The organism is Streptomyces sp. TSRI0107, from assembly GCF_001905845.1.
In the GTDB taxonomy this organism is placed as follows: Bacteria; Actinomycetota; Actinomycetes; order Streptomycetales; family Streptomycetaceae; genus Streptomyces.
Map to the genome: position 1 here is coordinate 676,692 of NZ_LIVZ01000002.1, position 20,857 is coordinate 697,548.

The 20,857-nt window shown below is 70.9% G+C and carries 9 protein-coding genes; 7 read left to right on the forward strand and 2 right to left on the reverse strand.

Annotated features, from left to right (window positions below):
* The first annotated feature begins 71 nt into the window (after positions 1 to 71).
* The gene (locus AMK31_RS06770) at positions 72 to 989 is read left to right on the forward strand and encodes a TIGR03560 family F420-dependent LLM class oxidoreductase (protein WP_073939450.1); all 918 of its coding nucleotides are present in this window, start codon (positions 72 to 74) and stop codon (positions 987 to 989) included.
* Positions 990 to 1,665: 676 nt separating this feature from the next.
* Here AMK31_RS06770 and AMK31_RS06780 read toward each other — a convergent pair.
* Positions 1,666 to 3,264: an MFS transporter gene (locus AMK31_RS06780; RefSeq protein WP_158074523.1), complete on the reverse strand. Its 1,599-nt coding sequence runs from the start codon at positions 3,262 to 3,264 to the stop codon at positions 1,666 to 1,668.
* Between the two features lie 189 nt (positions 3,265 to 3,453).
* On the opposite strand from AMK31_RS06780, the gene AMK31_RS06785 reads away from it, so the two are divergent.
* Positions 3,454 to 3,726 (forward strand): ArsR/SmtB family transcription factor, encoded by a 273-nt coding sequence (locus tag AMK31_RS06785; protein ID WP_385313057.1) that lies wholly within the window; start codon positions 3,454 to 3,456, stop codon positions 3,724 to 3,726.
* Here AMK31_RS06785 and AMK31_RS06790 read toward each other — a convergent pair.
* Positions 3,713 to 4,096, reverse strand: a complete 384-nt coding sequence (locus AMK31_RS06790) for a PPOX class F420-dependent oxidoreductase (protein ID WP_073939453.1) — start codon at positions 4,094 to 4,096, stop codon at positions 3,713 to 3,715. The genes AMK31_RS06785 and AMK31_RS06790 overlap by 14 nt on opposite strands.
* 174 nt (positions 4,097 to 4,270) lie before the next feature.
* Between AMK31_RS06790 and AMK31_RS06795 the strand changes: the two genes are divergently transcribed.
* From AMK31_RS06795 to AMK31_RS06815, 5 genes are all read left to right on the forward strand, one after another.
* The gene (locus AMK31_RS06795) at positions 4,271 to 5,101 is read left to right on the forward strand and encodes a mycofactocin-coupled SDR family oxidoreductase (protein ID WP_073939454.1); all 831 of its coding nucleotides are present in this window, start codon (positions 4,271 to 4,273) and stop codon (positions 5,099 to 5,101) included.
* A 36-nt stretch (positions 5,102 to 5,137) separates the two neighbouring features.
* A complete protein-coding gene (locus AMK31_RS06800) occupies positions 5,138 to 5,929 on the forward strand; it encodes an AfsR/SARP family transcriptional regulator (protein ID WP_073939455.1) in 792 nt (263 codons plus the stop codon).
* A 234-nt stretch (positions 5,930 to 6,163) separates the two neighbouring features.
* Entirely contained in the window at positions 6,164 to 8,125 is a 1,962-nt protein-coding gene (locus AMK31_RS06805; protein ID WP_073939456.1) for an HAD-IIIC family phosphatase, read from the forward strand.
* Positions 8,122 to 8,358, forward strand: a complete 237-nt coding sequence (locus tag AMK31_RS06810; protein WP_073939457.1) for a phosphopantetheine-binding protein — start codon at positions 8,122 to 8,124, stop codon at positions 8,356 to 8,358. Before AMK31_RS06805 ends, AMK31_RS06810 begins: the two co-directional genes overlap by 4 nt.
* 67 nt (positions 8,359 to 8,425) lie before the next feature.
* On the forward strand, positions 8,426 to 20,836 hold the full coding sequence (locus AMK31_RS06815; protein WP_079186724.1) for a type I polyketide synthase: 12,411 nt from the start codon (positions 8,426 to 8,428) through the stop codon (positions 20,834 to 20,836).
* The last annotated feature ends 21 nt before the right edge of the window (positions 20,837 to 20,857 follow it).

Sequence of the window (20,857 nt, forward strand, 5' to 3'; positions counted from 1 at the left end):
CGGGTCCCGCCAGATCCTTGCCCGGCCCGCAGTTCCCTTTCTTTCCCACTCCCCTTTCACGAAAGGCTGTCATGCGTCTGCGTATCCACACCGAGCCGTCCCAGGGCGCCTCGTACGACACCGTGCTCAAGGTCGCCCGTGCCGCGGAGGACCTCGGATTCGACGCCTTCTTCCGTTCCGACCACTACCTGAAGCTGGGTGACGTCGACGGGCTGCCGGGGCCGTCCGACGCGTGGGTGACGCTGGCGGGCCTCGCCCGGGAGACCTCCCGGATCCGGCTCGGCACGCTGGTCACGCCGGTCACCTTCCGCTGGCCGGGCCAGCTGGCGATCCAGGTCGGGCAGGTCGACCACATGGCGGGCGGCCGGGTGTCGGTGGGCATCGGCACCGGCTGGTTCGCCGAGGAGCACGCCGCCTACGGCATTCCGTTCCCCGCCAAGCGGTTCGGGATGCTGGAGGAGCAGCTGGAGATCGTCAAGTCGCTCTGGGAGACCCCGGCCGGCGGCACCTACGACTTCAAGGGCACGCACTACCAGCTCGAGGGCGCCGTCGCCCCGCTGAGGGCGGGTGACGGCACCCGGCCGCAGATCATCGTCGGCGGTGTCGGCACCGGCAAGACGCCGGCGCTCGCGGCGCGCTTCGCGGACGAGTTCAACACCGCGTTCGTCACGCCCGAGAAGGCGGCGGAGCTGTACGGCCGGGTCCGCGAGGAGTCCGCGAAGGCGGGCCGCGACCCGCAGTCCCTGGAGTTCTCGATCATCCAGACCGTGTGCTGCGGCAAGGACGACGCACAGGTCCAGGCGCGCGACGACGCGTTCACCGAGCAGCTCGACGGCAACGCGCTGCGCGGCACCCCGGCCGAACTGGTCGATAAGCTCGGCCGGTTCGCCGAGGCGGGCGCGGACATCGCCTACCTGCGCGTACTGGACCTGCACGACCTGGACCACCTGGAACTGATCGCCTCCGAGGTCCTGCCGCAGCTCGCCTGAACCGACCCGTCCACGGACGGTCACCCACACCGAGGGGCGCCGAATCCCGGCGCCCCTCAGCCATGCCCGGACGAGCACGGCAGCCGGCCCGGGACAGCGCTCGGCCCTGCGCGGCGCCGCCCCGACCCAGACGCAGCCCGGCACACACTCGGCTCCGCACAGATACAGCCCCAGCACACGCACGCGCGGCTCGGCACCCAGCCAGCCCGGCACACACCCAGCCAGCTAGGCTCTGTCGTTTGGATCAGCCCGGCTGTGAGGGACGGTGCGTCCTGGCCGAGTCGAGCGGGGTCTGGTGCGTGCAGCTGCAAGGCGGAGGAGGGAGTCGACGCGGCGCGTCGGCGACTGACGACAACGCGGCAGATGTGCGTGCCAGACCCTGCGACGCCGGGATGATCCAAACGACAGGGCCTAGGTATGGCGTAGCCGCGGGCGGACCTGCCGCTGGGACTGCACGGGTGGGCACGGCGGCACACGCCGCGAGCGAGAGACGCCCACGCCCGCGCCGCCGGAGCGCGGCAACCTCACCGTGAGCGCACGCCTAGCCCAAAACACACCCGGCCCCCCCAAGCACCAACCCCCTCAGCCAGCGCAGCGCCAACGCACTGAGGGGCGCCGGATCACGGCGCCCCCCAGGAGACTGCGTCAGAACACTGCGTCAGATCCGACGGAGTCGTCAGTCCGCGGCGTGAGCCACCTCCGTCGGACGGGACGACGCGGGCTTCTGCTCGACCGCGGTCGCGGCGTCGTCGCGCCGGTCGCGCAGCAGGAGGGCGACGACGACGAACGTCACCGCGCAGAGTGCGGCCAGCACCCACAGCAGGCTGTGGAAGCCCTGGGCGAAGGCCGAGGCGGCCACGTCCGTGAAGTCGCCGCGCTGCGCCGCCGGTTCGACGGTCTTTGCGGCGCTCTCCAGCTCGCCCTGGTTCATCAGGTTGGCGAGCGCCTCGGGGTCGTCGGCGTAGCGGGTGTCGAACTGGTCGAGCTTCCCGCTGACGGAGGACTGGGTGAAGCTGACGAGCAGCGAACCGGCGACGGCGATGGCGATGGTCTCACCGGCCAGCCGGACGGTGTTGAACATGCCGGCCGCCATGCCGGCCCGGGAGACCTCGACGCTGCTGACGGCGGCACCGTCGAGCAGGCCGAAGGAGATGCCCACGGCGATGCCGATCAGCGCCAGCGGCGGCAGCAGCGCCCAGTAGCTGATGCCGGGCTCGAGCACGGTCAGCCAGGCGAGTCCGACCGCGGCGAGGATGACGGTGAGGGCGATCTGCACCTGGGCGGAGATCCAGCGGGTGGCGTAGCCGGCGATGGTCGGGAAGAACAGGGTCAGACCGGTGAGCATGATCAGGATGAGACCGGCCTTCTGGGCGCTGACCCCGTCCGCGGCGATGAAGTACGCGGGCAGGTAGACGGCGAGCGGCGTGAAGCCGAAGACGACCGGCACGGTGGCGAGGGACACGCCGACGAACTTGCGGTGCTTGAGCAGGCTCAGGTCGAACATCGGCTCGGACTGGCGCTGTTCGACGACTCCGAAGACCACGAGCAGGACGACGAAGCCGATGAAGCTGCCGAGCACCAGCGGGCTGCCCCAGCCGAGCTGCGGCCCCTCGACCAGGCCGAGGATCAGCAGCAGCAGTGCGAGCGTGAAGGTGACGGTGCCCGGCCAGTCGACCTTGCTGGCCTGCGGGTTGCGGGAGTCCGCCAGCGCGGGCGTGAACAGCAGCACGACCAGGCCGATGATCGCGGGCACGAGGAACACCGACCGCCAGCCGAGGTTGCTGGTGAGCACACCGGCGATGCTGGGTCCGAAGGCGAGGCCGATACCGACCGACGTACCGAACAGACCGAAGGCGCGGGCGCGGGCGGGGCCGTCGAAGGCGTGGGCGAGGATGGCGCTGCCGCTGGTGGTGGCGGCGGCCGCGCCGATGCCGGCCACCGCCCGGGCAAGGTCGAGGACGATGATGTTGGGCGCCAGCGCCGAGATCAGCGCGCCGCCGGCGAACAGCAGTACACCGACCTGGAAGACCTTGCGCCGTCCCACCAGGTCGGCGATCGAGCCGCTGGCGAGCATGAAGCTGGCGTAGGTCAGGTCGTACCCGTTGACCACCCACTGCCCGGCCGCGAGCGAGTTGTCGAGGTCCGCGCTGATGGCCGGCAGCGCGACCGACGCGCCGGTGATGGCGAGCGGGAAGAGGACCACCGTGAGACACACGGCGAGGAGCGTCAGGCCCGGCCTGCGGACGCGATCGTCGATTAACGCGGTGGAGGTCATGAGCATCATTCCTTGGTCTGGGGACGGTCCGGGCCGGGCCGACCCGGTAAGGTGTACGACATGAATCAAACAGGCTCTACGAGTGTACGATCCAACTCAAACACTGCTTCGCGCAAGTCGAGTGGGAAAGTTACTGCTCGAGCGGCGACGCTGACCCATCGCGATCCGCGCGACGTGCCCCTGTTGACCGTGCTGCAGGCCGTGTCCGATCCGGTACGGCTGTCACTGCTCCGCCAGCTCGCGGCCGCGGAGCCGACCGAGCTCGCGTGCGGCACCTTCGATCTGCCGGTGCGCAAGTCGGGCCTGAGTCACCACTTCACCGTCCTCCGCCAGGCCGGCCTGATCCTGCAGCACGACGAAGGTCCCCGCAGGCTCAACCGTCTGCGCCGGGCGGAGTTCGACGAGCAGTTCCCCGGCCTGCTCGACCTGATCCTGAGCGACCGGCCGATCACTGAAAAGTGACGCGCCTCGGCGTCATCCGGTACACGACCCGCGACGGGGCGTCGGGCGGCACCGACGCGTCCTTCACGCCGTAGCGCTCGGCCAGCCGCAGGAACGTCGACGCCTCCGGGTCCGGCTCGACGAGATCAACCTGCCCGCGGATCTCCAGGTACCGGTACGGTTGGTCCGGGTCGAGAACGGAAATGGCCACCGCCGGGTTCTCCTGAATGTTCAGGTACTTGCGGCGCAACGTGGAATTGGTGAACCACAGATGGTTTCCGTCCCATTCGAACCACGTAGGGTTCACCTGAGGTGAACCGTCCGGCCGAACCGTGGCGAAATGCGCGAACAGCGGCCGCTCCAGCAGGTCACGATGGCTGTCAGGAATCACAGGACTACCCTTCTTCCGCGAGTTCGGCCGGCACTCCGACACTGGTGGAGATCCTGACGAACCCCGGTCGGCCCTGTCCAGCGAAGTCGGCACCGCCTAAGCCGATCCTTGTATGGGCCTTGAACGCCACCGCCTAGCCTCGAGCGAAACGTCCTCGCGCGAAGGGAAACAAGCGTGGCCAGGTTTACCGGAAAGGTCGTGGCGATAACGGGCGCAGCCCGTGGAATCGGCCGTGCCTACGCTCTTGCATTCGCCGCCGAAGGGGCACAGGTCGTCCTCTCCGACATCGCGGCCCAGATCGATTCCGTGCCGATTCCGATGGGCACGTCGAAGGACCTCGAGGAAACCCGGCAGGCGGTCGAGGAGCTGGGTGCGAAATGTGTCGTCCGTCCGGCCGACGTGCGGGTCTCCGCCGAGGTCGACGCGGTGGTCGACACGGCGGTGGAGGAGTTCGGGCGCCTGGACGTCGTCTGTGCCAACGCGGGCCTGTGGAGCACGTCCTCGCTGCTGGACATGACCGACGAGACCTGGCGCGACATGATCGACACCGATCTCAGCGGTGTCTTCCACACGTTCCGTGCCGCGGCCCGGGTCATGGTGCCGCAGAAGTCCGGCCGCATCCTGGTGACGGGGTCGGTCGCCTCCCGCGTCGGTTCGGCGAACATGGCGCACTACACGGCAGCCAAGTGGGGTGTGCTCGGACTGCTCAAGTCCGCCGCTCTGGAACTCGGCCCGCACAACATCACGGTGAACGCGATCTCGCCCAGTTTCACCAACACCGCGATGATCAACAACGAGCTGAACTACCGGCAGTTCAGCCCCGACGACCCGACGCCGGGTGCCGCCGCCGAGGCATGGACGAACCTCATGCCGATGCGCGTCCCCTACATCGAACCGTCCGAAGCCGCCGACGCCGCCCTGTTCCTGGCGTCCGACGCGGCCCGTCACATCAGCGGCGTCTCGCTCGACGTGGCCGCCGGCTGGAACGCCCAGTACACGGCCTGAGCGGCGGCGAGCCGCAATGAGGGACGAGGTGCCGTCATGAAGTACGAGGTACTCGGGCCGCTGCGCATCACGGCCGGATCCACCGTCCTGACCGTCAACGCGCCCAAGATGGCAACACTCCTGGTGGCGCTGGTGGTCCGCGCGAACACCGTCGTCTCCAAGGAGGCGCTGATCACCGAGATCTGGGAGGGGACCCCACCGCGCCGGGCGGCCGCGGCCCTGCACGTGTACGTGTCCCAGCTCCGCAAACTCCTGGCGATGGGCGCGCCGGACGCGTCGCCCATCGTCACCGAGCGCCCCGGCTACATGCTGGTGGCGGGGCCGGAGGACACGGACTGGGGGCGGCTGGAGCAACTCACCCGGCAGGCCCGGGCGGCCCGCGACAGGGGCGACCTGGAGGACAGCGCCCACGCGTTCGCGCAGGCGGTCGGACTGTGGCGCGGTCCCCTGCCCTGCCCCCGGCAGAACGGCCCGCTGATCGGCGACTTCGCCGCCTGGGTGAAGACGCACCGGCTGCACTGCCTGGAGGACTACGTCGAGGTGAGCCTCGAACTGGGCCGGCACCGCTCCCTGATCGGCCTGCTGTCCACCCTGGTGTCGGAACATCCGTTCCACGAGGTGTTCTACGGCCAGCTGATGCGCGCCCTGGACGCGTCGGAACGGCGAGCCGAGGCCCTGCGGGTCTACGAGCAGGCGGCGACCACCCTGAGCCGGGAACTCGGCCTGGGTCCCGGCCGCCAGCTGCGCCAGGTCCACCGGGCGATCCTGTCCGGCGGAAGCGCACCGGCACCGCGCCTGCACGACGTGGCGGCCCCGGGCCGCGCCTAGGCCCTGCCTCCACGATCGAACGAACGAACGGACGGACCGGCGAACGGACGGACCGACGAACGGACGGACGAGCCCGTGCGGGGGCGCCCCCATGGCCCCCGCCCGGCTCGGCTCGGCTCGGCTCAGCTCGGCCGGCCGACCGCGCGGCCCTGCTCCTAGACCGCGGTAAGCGGCGCTTTAGAAAACCCGCTGACGATGCCCCAGGTCGTGCCCACGTACCGGAAGAGGCTTGGGATGGGTGACACAACAGAGGACACGCTGTGGTCCCTGCACGAGCGGGGCCGCGTGGCCGCGGAGTACCCGCGCGTACGCCGGCTCGTCGGCGCGCTCGGCGACTCCGGGGACCCCGACGAGCTGCGCCGCGCCGGCAACCTCCTGGCCCGGATCGGCGCCGACGCGGTGCTCGAGGAGCACCCGGACACCCCGGTGGTGTCGGTGGCGATCACCGGGCACAGCACGGTGTCCGGGCTGACCGGCCCGCTCACCGCCGAACTGGCCCGGCACGGCATGCTGCTGCGCCCCCACGTCGGCGACTTCGACAGTTACGTCGCCGACCTCGCGTCGCCGGACAGCGACCTGTACGCCGCCCGGCCCGACGCCGTGGTCTGCCTGCTGGACGCGTCGGTGGTGTTCGACGAGGTCCCGGCGGTGTGGCAGCCGGAGGACGTGGCGCGCGTTCTCGACGAGAAGCTGGCCCTGCTCGGCCGGCTGGCCACCTCCTTCGCCGCCGCCGGCCGGGGCACCCTGATCCTCAACACCCTCCCCCTCCCGCGAGTGCACGCGGCCCAGCAGATCGTCCTGAGCGCACGGGCCCGCCTCGGCGCGGTGTGGCGGGAGGCGAACGCCCGCCTGCTGCGGCTGATGGACGACCACCCCGAGCTGGTCGTCGTCGACATCGACCCGCTGCTCGGCGGCGAACTGCCGCTGCGGGACGCGCGGCTCGGCACGTACACCAAGACCCAGTTCTCGCCGCAGCTGCTGGCCGAGTACGCCCGCGAGGTGGCCCACCTGTTGCGCGCAGCGACCGGGCGGGCGAAGAAGTGCCTGGTCCTGGACCTGGACAACACCGTCTGGGGCGGGGTCCTCGGCGACGACGGCCCCGAGGGCATCGAGGTCGCCGGCACCTACCGCGGCGAGGCGTTCCGCACCCTGCAGCGCACCGCCCGGCAGATCGCCTCCCAAGGAGTGCTGCTGGCCGCGGTGAGCAAGAACGACCTCGATCCGGTACGGCGGGTGCTGCGCGAGCATGCCGAGATGACGCTGCGTGAGGACGACTTCGTACGCGTCATAGCCAACTGGCGCCCCAAGCACGACAACCTGCGGGAACTCGCCGACGACCTCGGCATCGGCGTGGACAGTTTCGTCTTCGCCGACGACAGCCCTTACGAATGCGGGCTCGTCACCCGAGAGCTGCCCGACGTCGCCGTGATCCGGCTGGACGACGACCCGGCCCTGCACACCGAGAGGCTGCTGCGCGACGGCTGGTTCGACGTACGCGGCATCACCGCCGACGACCTCAGGCGGCCCGAACGCTACCGTGAGGAACTGAGCCGCAAGGACTTCCTGCACGGCTTCGAGTCGCTGACGGACTATCTGCGGGAGCTGGACATCCGGGTCCGGCTGGCCGAGGCCTCCGACAGCGAGATCGCCCGTGTCTCCCAGCTGACGCTGCGCACCAACCAGTTCAACCTCACCACCCGCCGCCTCCAGCCGGCCGACGTGACCCGGCTGGCGGAGGACCCCGACGCACTCGTCCTCACCATCCGCTCCGCCGACCGCTTCGGCGACAACGGCGTGGTCGGCGCGATCCTCGCGCACCGGGACGACGACACCCTGCACATCGACAACTTCCTGCTCAGCTGCCGGGTGCTGGCCCGGGGCATCGAACAGGCCTGCCTGTCCGCCCTGCTCAGCCACGCCCACCGGCAGGGCATGCGGTCGGTACGCGCCTACTACCGGCCGTCCGCCAAGAACGGCAAGGTCGGCGACTTCTACGTGGGCAACGGCTTCCGCCCGCTCGAAGGCGACGCCGCCAGAGCCCACACCTCTGACACCGCCGACACCGCTGACACGGCCGACACCGCCGACACCGCCGACACCGCCGTATCGACGTTCCAGCACGACCTGGCGGAGATCGCCGGGCCACCGGAGCACATCAAGCTGACGCGGAGCCTGGGAGGGCAGCGCACCCCATGAAGACGATCGACGACTTCCTCGCACTCGTCCACGACGAGATCGGTCTCCGGCTGACCCCGGACGCCGTGCGCCACTCCTTCGACCAGCTGCCCGAGTGGGACTCGCTGCACCTTCTGACCTTGCTGACCGCCCTCGAACGGCAGACCGGGCAGCGGGTGCCGATGCCCCAGGTACTGGAGGCGACGAGCCTGTGGGACATCTACGAACTCACCGTCCGGTCACCGGCCGCCTGACCACCGCCTGTCCCTCCCCCTGCCCGCCCGGAACTCCCTCACCATCAAGTCTCGGAGACGGTAGACGATGAACGCTGTGTCCAACCCGGTCGTGCTGTGGCCGGTCTCGGCACCCGGACCGGCCTCACTGCGGGCGCGCGCGGCAGCGGCGGCCGATTCGCTCGACGCCCTCCCCGCGCTGTCCCCGGCCCGGGCCGCCGCCGCCCTGGCGGCCGCCGACCGGGGCGAGGCGCACCGGGCGGCGGTGCTGGGCCGGGACCGCGAGACACTGCTGGCGGGCCTGCGCGCCCTCGCGGCGGGCGACACGGCCGAGGGACTGTTCCAGGGACACGCGGTGAACACGGCCGGGACGAACGGGACCGACGGGACCGACGGGACGCACCGGCCGGCGGGACCGGAGGGCACGGCCGGCCCCGCGGAGGCGGTGTTCGTCTACCCGGGCTTCGGCGCGCACTGGCCGGACATGGCCGCCGGTCTCCTCGACGACCCGGTGTTCCGCGAGAACATCGACCGCTGCGCCGACGCGCTGGCGCCGCTGGTGGGCTGGTCGCTGACGGACGTGCTGCGGGGCGCGGACGGGGCCCCGCCCCTGGAGACGGCGGCCGTGGTGATGCCCGCGCTCGTCGCCGTGATGATCTCCCTGACGGAGGTCTGGCGCTCACGGGGTGTGACACCGGCCGCGGTGGTCGGACACAGCATCGGCGAGATGGCCGCCGCGTACGCCTGCGGCGCGCTCTCCCTGCCGGACGCGCTGCGGGTGGCGGCGGTCTGGGGCAGCGCCCTGACCGAGGACCGCTCCGGCGCCTGGGGCATCGCCGCCGTGCTGCTGCCCGAGGAGGAGACGCGCGTACGGCTGGAGGCCTGGGGCGACCGGCTGGACGTCGCCGCCGTCAACGGCCCCGGCTCGGTGACCGTCTCCGGAGACCGCGACGCGCTGGAAGAACTGCTGGAGGCCCTGGCCGCCGACGGAGTCCGCGCCCGCCGTGTCGCCGCCGACTTCCCCGTGCACGTCCACCAGGTCGACGCGATCATGGAACGGCTGCTGCGGGACGTGGGCACGATACGCCCGAAGCCCGCGGCCATCCCCTTCTACTCGGCGGCCCGCGGCACCCGCCTGCCCACCGAGGAACTCGACGGCCCCTACTGGGCCCACCAGCTGCGCGACCCCGTCCGCTTCGAAGCGGCGGTACGCGCACTGGTCGCGGACGGCTTCCACGTCTTCCTGGAGGCCGGCCCGCACCCGGTGCTCACACCGGCGGTCCAGGACGTCCTGGACAACGAACAGGACACCCACGCGACCGGCCCGACCCTGGTGACCGGCTCCCTCACCCGGGGCCGGGACGCCCGCACCGAACTCGCGGCCTCGCTCGCCGCCCTGTACGTGCACGGCCTGCCGGTCGACCTCACCCGCGTGTCACCCGCCGCCACCACCGACGATCCCGTACGGCTCGTCCTGCCCGCATACGGCCCGCAGGACGAGGCCGCCGACCGGGCCGAGGCAGCCTCCCGGCAACAGCTCCCCCTGCGCCGCCAACTGGACGCCGCGCAGGACGAGACCCGGCACGAGCTGCTCCTGCGCGTCGTACAGGAACAGACGGCGGCGGTCCTCCGGGGGCCGGACCGGCCCGCGGACGGCGACGACACCTACGACACCCACGACACCTACGGCGCCCATGACACCCACGGACCTGACCGCGAGGATGCCGCCGCCGGGGACACCTTCCACGCCCTGGGCCTGGAGTCGGCCGGCGCGGTCGAACTGCGCAACCGGCTCACCCGACTGCTCGGCGTACGGCTCCCCGTGGCGGTCGCCTTCGACCACCCCAGCCCGCGGGCCCTCGCGGCACATCTGCACGCGCTGATGTACGACGAGCCCACGGACCCCGGCACCCATGACATCCGGCCGACCGCCGCGTCCCCCGGCGAGCCGATCGCGATCATCGGGATGGCCTGCCGCTATCCCGGCGGGGTGAGCACACCGGAGGAGCTGTGGCGACTGGTCGCCGAAGGCACCGACGCCATCGGCGAGTTCCCGACCGACCGGGGCTGGGACATCGACGACCTGTACGACCCCGACCCGACGGCGACCGGCAAGTCGACCACCCGCCGGGGTGGCTTCCTCTACGACGCCGCCGACTTCGACCCCGAGTTCTTCGGCATCAGCCCGCGCGAGGCGACCGCGATGGACCCGCAGCAGCGGCTGCTCCTGGAGACATCATGGGAGGCGTTCGAACGCGCCGGAATCGACCCCACCGCCCTGCGGGGCAGCAGCACCGGGGTCTTCACGGGAACGTACGGGCTGGAATACGGCCCACGGCTCACCGAAGCACCCGAAGACGTGGCCGGCCACCTGCTCACCGGTCAGTTCAGCAGTGTCGCCTCGGGGCGCATCGCCTACACGTACGGGCTCGAAGGCCCGGCGATCACGGTGGACACCGCCTGCTCGTCGTCGCTGGTGGCCCTGCACCTGGCCGTGCAGTCGCTGCGCCAGGGCGAGTGCACGCTCGCCCTCGCGGGCGGGGCCGCGGTGATGGCGAGTCCTGGTATGTTCACGGAGTTCAGCCGGCAGCGGGGGCTGTCCCCCGACGGCCGCTGCAAGGCCTTCTCCGACGACGCCGACGGCACCGGCTGGGCGGAAGGCGTCGGCCTCCTCCTCGTCGAACGGCTGTCGGAAGCCCGCCGCAACGGGCATCCGGTCCTCGCCGTCATCCGCGGCACCGCGACCAACCAGGACGGCGCCAGCAACGGCCTGACCGCGCCCAGCGGGCCCGCCCAGGAGCGCGTCATCCGCCAGGCCCTCGCCAACGCCCGCCTGTCGGCGGATCAGGTGGACGCCGTCGAGGCGCACGGGACGGGGACCAAGCTCGGGGACCCGATCGAGGCGCAGGCGCTGCTGAACACGTACGGGCGTGCTCGCGAGGGCGGGCAGCCGCTGTGGCTGGGGTCGATCAAGTCGAACATCGGGCACAGCCAGGCGGCAGCCGGAGTCGCCGGGGTCATCAAAATGGTGCTGGCCATGCGGGAACGGACCCTCCCGCGCACCCTGCACGCCGAGCGGCCCACCACACATGTCGACTGGTCCGAAGGAACCATTCAGCTGCTGGACCAGGCCCGCGAGTGGGGAACGGAGGAGGGCCGGCCTCGGCGGGCGGGAGTGTCCTCGTTCGGGATCAGCGGGACCAACGCGCACGTGATCCTGGAGGAAGCGCCTGTCTTGGAGGGTGCTGAGGGGGACGCCGAACTGCCCGATGTTCCGTGGCAGTTGTCGGCGAAGACACCGCAGGCGCTACGGGATCAGGCGCGCCGTCTGCTGGAGCACTTGGAGGATGCGTCCGGCGCGGATACGGCGGTCATTGGGCAGGCGCTGGCTGCCCGGACGAGGTTCGCCCACCGGGCGGTGATTCTGGGTGCCGACCGGGTCGCTGGGCTGGCGGCTCTGGCGGAGGATGCTCCACATCCGCAGGTGGTGACCGGCCAGGTCCGGGAAGGCAAGACGGTCTTCCTGCTGACGGGGCAGGGCAGCCAGCGCCCCGGCATGGGACGGGAGTTGTACCGGTCTGAGCCCGTCTTCGCGGACGCCTTCGACGCCGTGTGCGACCTCTTCGACCCCCACTTGGAACTGCCGCTGCGGGAGGTGATGTGGGGGGAACACAGCCACCACCTCAACGACACCCGCTACGCCCAGCCCGCCCTCTTCACCCTCCAAGTCGCCCTGCACCGCCTGCTGAACCACTACGGCCTAAGCCCTGACGCCCTGATCGGCCACTCCCTCGGCGAGATCACCGCTGCCCACCTAGCCGGAGTCCTCACCCTCACGGACGCGGTGCTTCTCATCACGACGCGCGCGCATTACATGCACCAGGCCCGCAGTGACGGCGCCATGCTCGCGGTCAACGCCGGCGAGGACGAAGTCCGGGCCTTGCTCGGCGCCAGCGTGGACATCGCCGCCGTCAACGGCCCACACAGCACAGTCATCTCCGGTGATGCCGAGACGATCAACACTCTCGCCACTCACTTCGGCAAGACCACCCGGCTGCGGACCAGCCACGCGTTCCACTCCCACCACATGGACGGCGTCCTCGACGACTTCCGCAACGCCATCAGCACCATCACCCACCACCCACCGACCACCCCCGTCATCTCAAATCTGACCGGCCGCGCCCTCACCCAGGACGAACTGGGCCCCGACTACTGGGCCCGCCACATCCGCGGCACAGTCCGCTACCACCAAGGCATCACCCACCTCGAAGCCACCGGCCACACCCGCTACCTCGAACTCGGCCCCGACACCACCCTCAGCACCCTCACCCCACACGCCACCCCCACACTGCGACCCAACACCCCGGAATCGGAAAGCCTCGCCACCGCCCTGGCCCACCTGCACGTCACCGGCCACACCCCCACCACCTACAACCCCACCGGACGAACCACCCCTGACCTGCCCACTTACGCCTTCCAGCTCCAGTCGTACTGGCTGCCCACACCCTCAACGCCGGCCAAGACCACCGACCACCCCTGGCTCGACACAGCCATCCACCTCACCGACGACCGAACAGTCCTCACCGGCCGCGTCTCACTGACCACCCACCCCTGGCTCGCCGACCACACCATCGCCGACACCCCCCTCCTCCCGGCCACCGCCTTCCTCGACCTCACCCTCCACGCAGCCCAACACACCAACACCCTCACCATCCAAGACCTCACCCTCGAACAACCCCTCCCCCTCACCACAGCAACCACCCACCTCCAAATCACCATCAGCTCACCCACACCCGAAGGCCACCGCACCCTCACCATCCACAGCCAAGCCGCCCCCGACCACCCCCACACCCGTCACGCCACCGCAACCCTCACCACCACAGCCACCGCCCCCTCCGCAACCCAAACCTGGCCCCCGACCTCCCCACCCCTCGACACCACCCACCTCTACGAAGCCCTCGCCGACCATGGCTACACCTACGGCCCCGCCTTCCAGAACCTCACCCACGCCTGGCACGACCCACACACCGGCACCCTCCACATCCAAGCCAGCCTCTCCGCCTCCGCCCGGACCACCGGCCACACCCTCCACCCGGCGCTCTTCGACGCCACCCTCCACCCACTCGTGAACAGTGCCGAGGGGTTGTTGCCGTTCAGCTTCTCCGGGGTCCGGGTGTACGCGGTCGGCGCCAGGACCGTACGCGCGCGGGTGACGCCCACCGGAGACGGCTCCTATTCGTTGCTGTTCTTCGATGTGACCGGCGCGCCGGTCGCCGAGATCGATGCGCTGGCCCTGCGTCCGGCGGCCGTCGAGCAGTTGCGCAAGGGCGGTCGGCGGGAGCCGCTGTTCACCGTGGAGTGGTCTTCGGCTCAGCTCGACGCGGCCGGTGATGAGGGGCTTTGGGCCGTTCTCGGTGCAGGTCCGGACGTCCGGGAACTGGCGGACACGGTGGGCAGGGCTGTCGCGTACAGGAACGTCGCGGAGCTGCGCGCGGCGCTTGACGCAGGCGCCGAGCCTCCCGCCGTCGCCGTGCTCACCTCACCGGCCGCCAGTGGTGACGGACTGATCGCCGACGTGCGCCGCGTCACCCACGGCGTCCTCGATGCCGTACACGAATGGCTTGCCGACGAGCGGCTGGCCGGGTCCCGGCTCATGGTGGTGACACGTGACGCGGTGCCCGTGGGACCCGCGCGGCCCATGGGGCCGGATGCGGGCGTGGACGGGCTGGCCGGAGCCCCGCTTTGGGGCCTGCTGCGCAGTGCGCAGTCCGAGCATCCCGCCCGTTTCGTGCTGGCGGATCTGGACGGCTCGGCCGAGTCCGCGCGTGTGTTGCGCGCGGCGGCCGCCACGGGTGAGCCGCAGTTCGCCGTACGCGGGGCAGAGGTGCGTGTTCCCCGGCTGGTGCGTGCCGACGCCGTCCCCGGAGTGCCGCCGGAGGGCGCGGCACGAGAGCTGGATCCGGCGGGTACGGTGCTGATCACCGGGGCCTTCGGCCGTCTGGGTTCGCTGCTCGCCCGTCATCTGGTCACCGAGTACGGCGTGCACCACCTGCTGCTGACCAGCCGCCGTGGCCCCGACGCCCCCGGGGCGAGTGAGCTGGTGGCCGAGCTCACCGGACTCGGCGCCCGTGTGCGCGTCGCCGCCTGCGACACCGCCGACCGCGAGGCCCTGGCCCGGCTGCTGGAGAGCGTCCCCGACGAGCATCCGCTGACCGCCGTGATCCACACCGCCGGCGTCCTGGACGACTGCGTCGTCACCGAGCTCACCCCGCAGCGGCTCGACACCGTCCTGGCACCCAAGGCCGAGGCGGCCCTGCATCTCCACGAGCTGACCGCCGGACTGGACCTGGCGGCGTTCGTCGTCTACTCGTCGGTGTCCGGTCTCGTCGGTATGCCGGGGCAGGCCAACTACGCCGCCGCCAACAGCTTCCTCGACGCCCTCGCCCACCACCGACGTGTGCTCGGCCTGCCCGCCACCTCGCTGGCCTGGGGGCTATGGGGCGAGGGCGGTATGGGCGAGTCGCTGAGCGCGACCGACCGGGCGCGGATGGCCCGCTCCGGCATCGTCCCGATGACCGAACGCGAGGGGCTGGCGCTGTTCGACAGCGCCTTCGGGCGCGGCGAGGCGCTGCTGGTCCCCGCCAGGCTGGACCTGACCGCCGTACGAACCGATGCCGGTCCCCAGAGCGGTCAGGTACCCGCCCTGCTGCGCGGCTTGGCGCGGCCGGCTCCCCTGCCGGTGGCCGGAGCGGTCGACGCGTCCCGGCACGGTGGTGGCCTCTCCGAACGGCTGGCCGGGCTGCCGACGGAGGAACAGGAAACCGTCGTGGGCGAACTGGTCCGCGCACAGATCGCGGCAGTGCTCGGTCACGGCTCACCCGAAGCGGTGAACACCTCGGCGAGCTTCAAGGACCTGGGCTTCGACTCGCTCAGCGCGGTCGAACTGCGCAACCGCATCAATGCCGCGACCGGCCTGCACCTGTCCCCCACACTGGTCTTCGACTACCCCACCCCCGACACACTCGTGGCCCATCTGCGGGACCGGGTCACGGGAGCAGCCGACCGGCAGGCCACACCCGGCGCCGTACGGGGCCGGGGAACGGGAACGGGAACGGGAACGGACAGCGAGCCGATCGCGATCGTCGGAATGGCCTGCCGTTACCCGGGCGGGGTGACCTCCCCCGAGGAGCTGTGGCGGCTCGTCGCCGACGGCACCGACGCCGTGGGCCCCTTCCCCCGGGGACGCGGCTGGGACCTGGACAACCTGTTCGACCCCGACCCGGCGGCGACCGGCAAGTCGATCACCGACCACGGCGGTTTCCTCTACGACGCGGACCGGTTCGACCCCGAGTTCTTCGGCATCAGCCCGCGCGAGGCGACCGCGATGGACCCGCAGCAGCGGCTTCTCCTGGAGACCGCCTGGGAGGTGTTCGAACGCGCCGGAATCGACCCCACCGCACTGCGCGGCAGCGACACCGGCGTCTTCACCGGAACCATGTACCACGACTACGCCCCGCCGGTGCAGCTCATGCCGAGGGAACTCGAGGGCATCCTGCTCACCGGCAACACAGGCAGCGTCGTCTCCGGTCGCATCGCCTACACGTACGGGCTGGAAGGCCCGGCGATCACGGTGGACACCGCCTGCTCGTCGTCGCTGGTGGCCCTGCACCTGGCCGTGCAGTCGCTCCGCCAGGGCGAATGCTCGCTGGCCCTGGCGGGTGGAGTGACCGTGATGGCCACGCCGGGGACCTTCGTGGAGTTCAGCCGGCAGCGGGGGCTGTCCCCCGACGGCCGCTGCAAAGCCTTCTCCGACGACGCCGACGGCACCGGCTGGGCGGAAGGCGTCGGCCTCCTCCTCGTCGAGCGGTTGTCGGACGCCCGCCGTAACGGCCACCCCGTCCTCGCCGTGGTCCGCGGCACCGCCACCAACCAGGACGGCGCCAGCAACGGACTCACCGCGCCGAACGGGCCCTCCCAGGAGCGGGTCATCCGCCAGGCACTGGAAAGCGCGCAGCTCAGCCCTGCCGAGATCGACGCGGTGGAGGCGCATGGGACCGGGACCAAGCTGGGCGATCCCATCGAGGCGCAGGCTCTGCTGAACACGTACGGGCAGGACCACACGTCCGATCAGCCGCTATGGCTCGGCTCGATCAAGTCGAACATCGGGCACAGCCAGGCGGCGGCAGGCGTCGCGGGTGTGATCAAGATGGTGATGGCCATGCGGAAGCGGACGCTGCCGCGCACCCTGCACGCCGAGCGGCCCACCACACATGTCGACTGGTCCGACGGCACTGTCCAGCTGCTCCAGCAGGCCCGCCCGTGGGACACCCGGCAGGACCGCCCCCGCCGCGCTGCCGTTTCGTCCTTCGGGATCAGTGGCACCAACGCCCACGTGATCCTGGAAGAAGCGCCGGCCTTGGAGGGCGTTGAGGGGGGTGACGGACTTCCGGATGTTCCGTGGCAGTTGTCGGCGAAGACGCCGCAGGCGCTACGGGGTCAGGCGCGCCGTCTGCTGGAGCACCTGCGGGATGCGCCGCCCGGTGCGGATTCGGCGGTCATTGGGCAGGCGCTGGCTGCCCGGACGAGGTTCGCCCACCGGGCCGTGGTTCTGGGTGCCGACCGGATTGCTGGACTGGCGGCCCTGGCTGAGGACGCCCCGCATCCGCAGGTGGTGACCGGGCAGGTCCAGGAAGGGAGGACGGTCTTCCTGCTGACCGGGCAGGGCAGCCAGCGCCCCGGCATGGGACGCGAGCTCTACCAGGCCGAGCCCGTCTTCGCGGACGCCTTCGACACCGTATGCGACCTCTTCGACCCGCACCTCGAACTACCTTTGCGGGAGGTGATGTGGGGTGCGCACAGCCACCACCTCAACGACACCCGCTACGCCCAGCCCGCCCTCTTCACCCTCCAAGTCGCCCTGCACCGCCTGCTGAACCACTACGGCATAAGCCCTGACGCCCTGATCGGCCACTCCCTCGGCGAGATCACCGCCGCCCACCTCGCCGGAGTCCTCACCCTCACGGACGCGGTGCTTCTCATCGCCACCCGCGCGCACCACATGCACCAGGCCCGCAGTGACGGCGCCATGCTCGCGGTCAACGCCGGCGAGGACGAAGTCCGCCCGCTGCTCGACGCCAGCGTCGACATCGCCGCCGTCAACGGGCCACACAGCACAGTCATCTCGGGCGACGTGAACACGATCAACGCCATCGCCGCTCACTTCAGCAAGACCACCCGGCTACGGACCAGCCACGCCTTCCACTCCCACCACATGGACGGCGTCCTCGACGACTTCCGCGCGGCCATCAGCACCATCACCCACCACCCACCGACCACCCCCGTCATCTCGAACCTGACCGGCCGCCCCCTCACCCAGGACGAACTGGGCCCCGACCACTGGGCCCGCCACATCCGAGGCACAGTCCGCTACCACCAAGGGATCAAGCACCTCGCCGCGACCGGCCACACCCGCTACCTCGAACTCGGCCCCGACACCACCCTCAGCACCCTCACCGCCGCAACGGCACAGGCCATCCCCACACTGCGGCCGAACACCCCGGAACCGGAAAGCCTCGCCACGGCCCTGGCCCACCTACACGTCACCGGCCAAACGCCCGCTACCTACAACCCCACCCGACCCACCACCCCTGGGCTGCCCACATACGCCTTCCAGCGCCAGTCGTACTGGCTGCCCACACCCCCAGCGCCGGCCAAGACCACCGATCACCCCTGGCTCGACACAGCCATCCACCTCACCGACGACCGAATCGTCCTCACCGGCCGCATATCCCTGACCACCCACCCCTGGCTCGCCGACCACACCATCGCCGACACCCCCCTCCTCCCGGCAACGGCCTTCCTGGACCTCACCCTCCACGCAGCCCACCACACCGACACCCCGAACATTCAGGACCTCACCCTCGAACAACCCCTCCCCCTCACCACAGCGACCACCCACATACAGGTCACCATCGACCCGCCCACGCCCGATGGCCACCGCGCCCTCACCATCCACACCCAGGCTTCCCCCCACGCGCCCTTCACCCGTCACGCCACCGCAACCCTCACCACCACAGCCACGAATCCGACAGCCCTGACCTGGCCCCCCTCAGCCCCACCTCTCAACCTCACCGGCTTCTACGAAGCCCTCGCCGACCAGGGCTACACCTACGGCCCCACCTTCCAGAACCTCACCCACGCCTGGCACGACCCACACACCGACACCCTCCACACGCGCACAACCATCCCTCCCAGCACCGGCCACACCCTCCACCCCGCCCTCCTCGACGCCACCCTCCACCCCCTCCTCCACCCCACCACCACCCCACGCCTCCCCTTCACCTTCAGCGGCGTCACCCTCCACGCCACCGACGCCACCCACCTCCACACCCAACTCACCCCCACCGGCCCCGACACCTACGCCCTCACCGCAACCGACCCCCAAGGCGCACCGGTGCTGTCGATCAGCGAATTGGCCTTGCGTGAGGTCGACTTCGGAAAGCTGGCCGCTACGAACCCGGCCCGCGATTCGCTGTACGTCCTCGAATGGCGTGAGATCGGCGGCACCGACGGCACACACGGCATCAAGGCGGAGCACTGGGCAGCGGTCGGGGACGATGCTGCAGACGTCGCCGCCGAGTTGGGCATCGAGGCCGTACATTCGGATCTCTCCGCCCTGCGAGCGTCTGTCGCCGCAGGCGGAACAGTCCCGGATGTAGTGGTGTGGCCCGTCCCGGAGGCGCGGGGCGAACTGCCCGCTGCAGCGCACGCGAGCACGTTCGCCGCTCTCGCGGTGGTCCAGGAGTGGCTGGCGGACGACCGGCTGACCGAGTCGCGGCTGGTGGTCGTGACGCGAGGCGCGGTCGCGGCTGGTCCGCAGCGAAGTGTCCCGTCGTTGGCGGCCTCACCGGTGTGGGGTCTGCTGCGCACCGCGCAGGCCGAGACCGAGGGCTCGTTCACGCTGGTGGACCTGGACCCCGGCGAGCCGGTCACGGCGGCCGGTGGCGTCCGGGTGCTTCCCGCCGCCGTAGCGTCAGGACGCGGTCAACTCGCCGTACGCAATGGAACGCTGTACGTCCCGTTCCTCACTCACGCCGAGGCGGCACCGGCAGACGGACGCAACCCGAGCCGTGCTCTCGACCCGGAGGGGACGGTGCTGATCACCGGCGGTACCGGCACCCTCGGCAGTCTCCTCGCCCGCCACCTCACCACCCACCACGGCATCCGCCACCTCCTCCTCACCAGCCGCCAAGGACCCAACGCCCCCGGCGCCCAACAACTCCTCCACGAACTCACCCAACACGGCGCCCACCCCCGCATCGAAGCCTGCGACACCAGCAACCCCACCCAACTCGCCCACCTCCTCACCACCATCAACCCCAACCACCCCCTCACCACCGTCATCCACACCGCCGGCACCACCCACGACGCCACCCTCACCACCCAAACCCCCCACCACCTCACCACCACCCTCCAACCCAAAACCGACACCGCCTGGCACCTCCACCACCTCACCCAAAACCACAACCTCACCCACTTCATCACCTACAGCTCCCTCACCGGCCTCACCGGAACACCCGGCCAAGCCAACTACGCAGCCGCCAACACCTTCCTCGACGCACTCGCCCACCACCGCCACACCCAAGCCCTCCCCGCCACCTCCCTCGCCTGGGGCCTCTGGCAACAAACCAGCACCCTCACCCAACACCTCACCCCCACCGACCACGCACGACTGCGCCGTTCCGGGATCGTCCCCATGTCCCCGGAGGAGGCGCTGGCCCTGTTCGACGCCGCGCTGGCGCACGAGTCGCCGCTTCTGGTGCCGGCCCGCATCGACACCCCCGCCCTACAGGCCCGTGCGGCTGACGGCACGCTCGCGGAACCGCTGCGGGGCCTGGTACGCGGTCCCCTCCGTCGAGCCGGAGCAGCCGGCACCGAGGGTCCGGGCAAGGGGGCGGCAGCGTTCGCCGGGCGGCTCGCGGCCGCCGCGCCCGACGAGCGCAAGGACCTGCTGCTCGCCCTGGTGCGTGAGCACGCGGCCCGGGTGCTCGGCCACGACTCACCGGCCCGCATCGAGGCCGACCGGGGGCTGCTGGACCTGGGCTTCGACTCTCTGACGGCGGTCGAGTTCCGCAACAGCCTGAACTCCGTGACGGGGCTGAGGCTGAGCACCACGGTCGTCTTCGACCACCCGACACCGAACGCCCTGGCCCGCCATCTGCTCGGCCGGCTCACGTCGTCGACTCCCCGGACGGAGGCCGCCGGCCCGTTGGAGGCCATCGACCGGCTGGAATCGCTCCTCAAGCGGTACGCCACCCAGGACGGCGCCGACGAAGCCTCCGAGGTCGCCGAAGCCGCCGAGATCGCGCAGCGTCTGCAACGGATCGCGCAGAACTGGCAGGCGCTCACCCGCCCGGCCTCCCCCGACGACAGCAGCCTCGAAGCCGCGACGGACGACGAACTCTTCGACGTACTCGACCAGGAACTCGGCCTGTCCTGACCCGCTCCCCGCCACGTCCCA

Coding starts and splice junctions, on each gene's coding strand:
- AMK31_RS06805 (WP_073939456.1), top strand. CDS start 6,164: ATGGGTGACACAACAGAGGACACGCTGTGGTCCCTGCACGAGCGGGGC.
- AMK31_RS06770 (WP_073939450.1), top strand. CDS start 72: ATGCGTCTGCGTATCCACACCGAGCCGTCCCAGGGCGCCTCGTACGAC.
- AMK31_RS06815 (WP_079186724.1), top strand. CDS start 8,426: ATGAACGCTGTGTCCAACCCGGTCGTGCTGTGGCCGGTCTCGGCACCC.
- AMK31_RS06780 (WP_158074523.1), bottom strand. CDS start 3,264: ATGACCTCCACCGCGTTAATCGACGATCGCGTCCGCAGGCCGGGCCTG.
- AMK31_RS06800 (WP_073939455.1), top strand. CDS start 5,138: ATGAAGTACGAGGTACTCGGGCCGCTGCGCATCACGGCCGGATCCACC.
- AMK31_RS06810 (WP_073939457.1), top strand. CDS start 8,122: ATGAAGACGATCGACGACTTCCTCGCACTCGTCCACGACGAGATCGGT.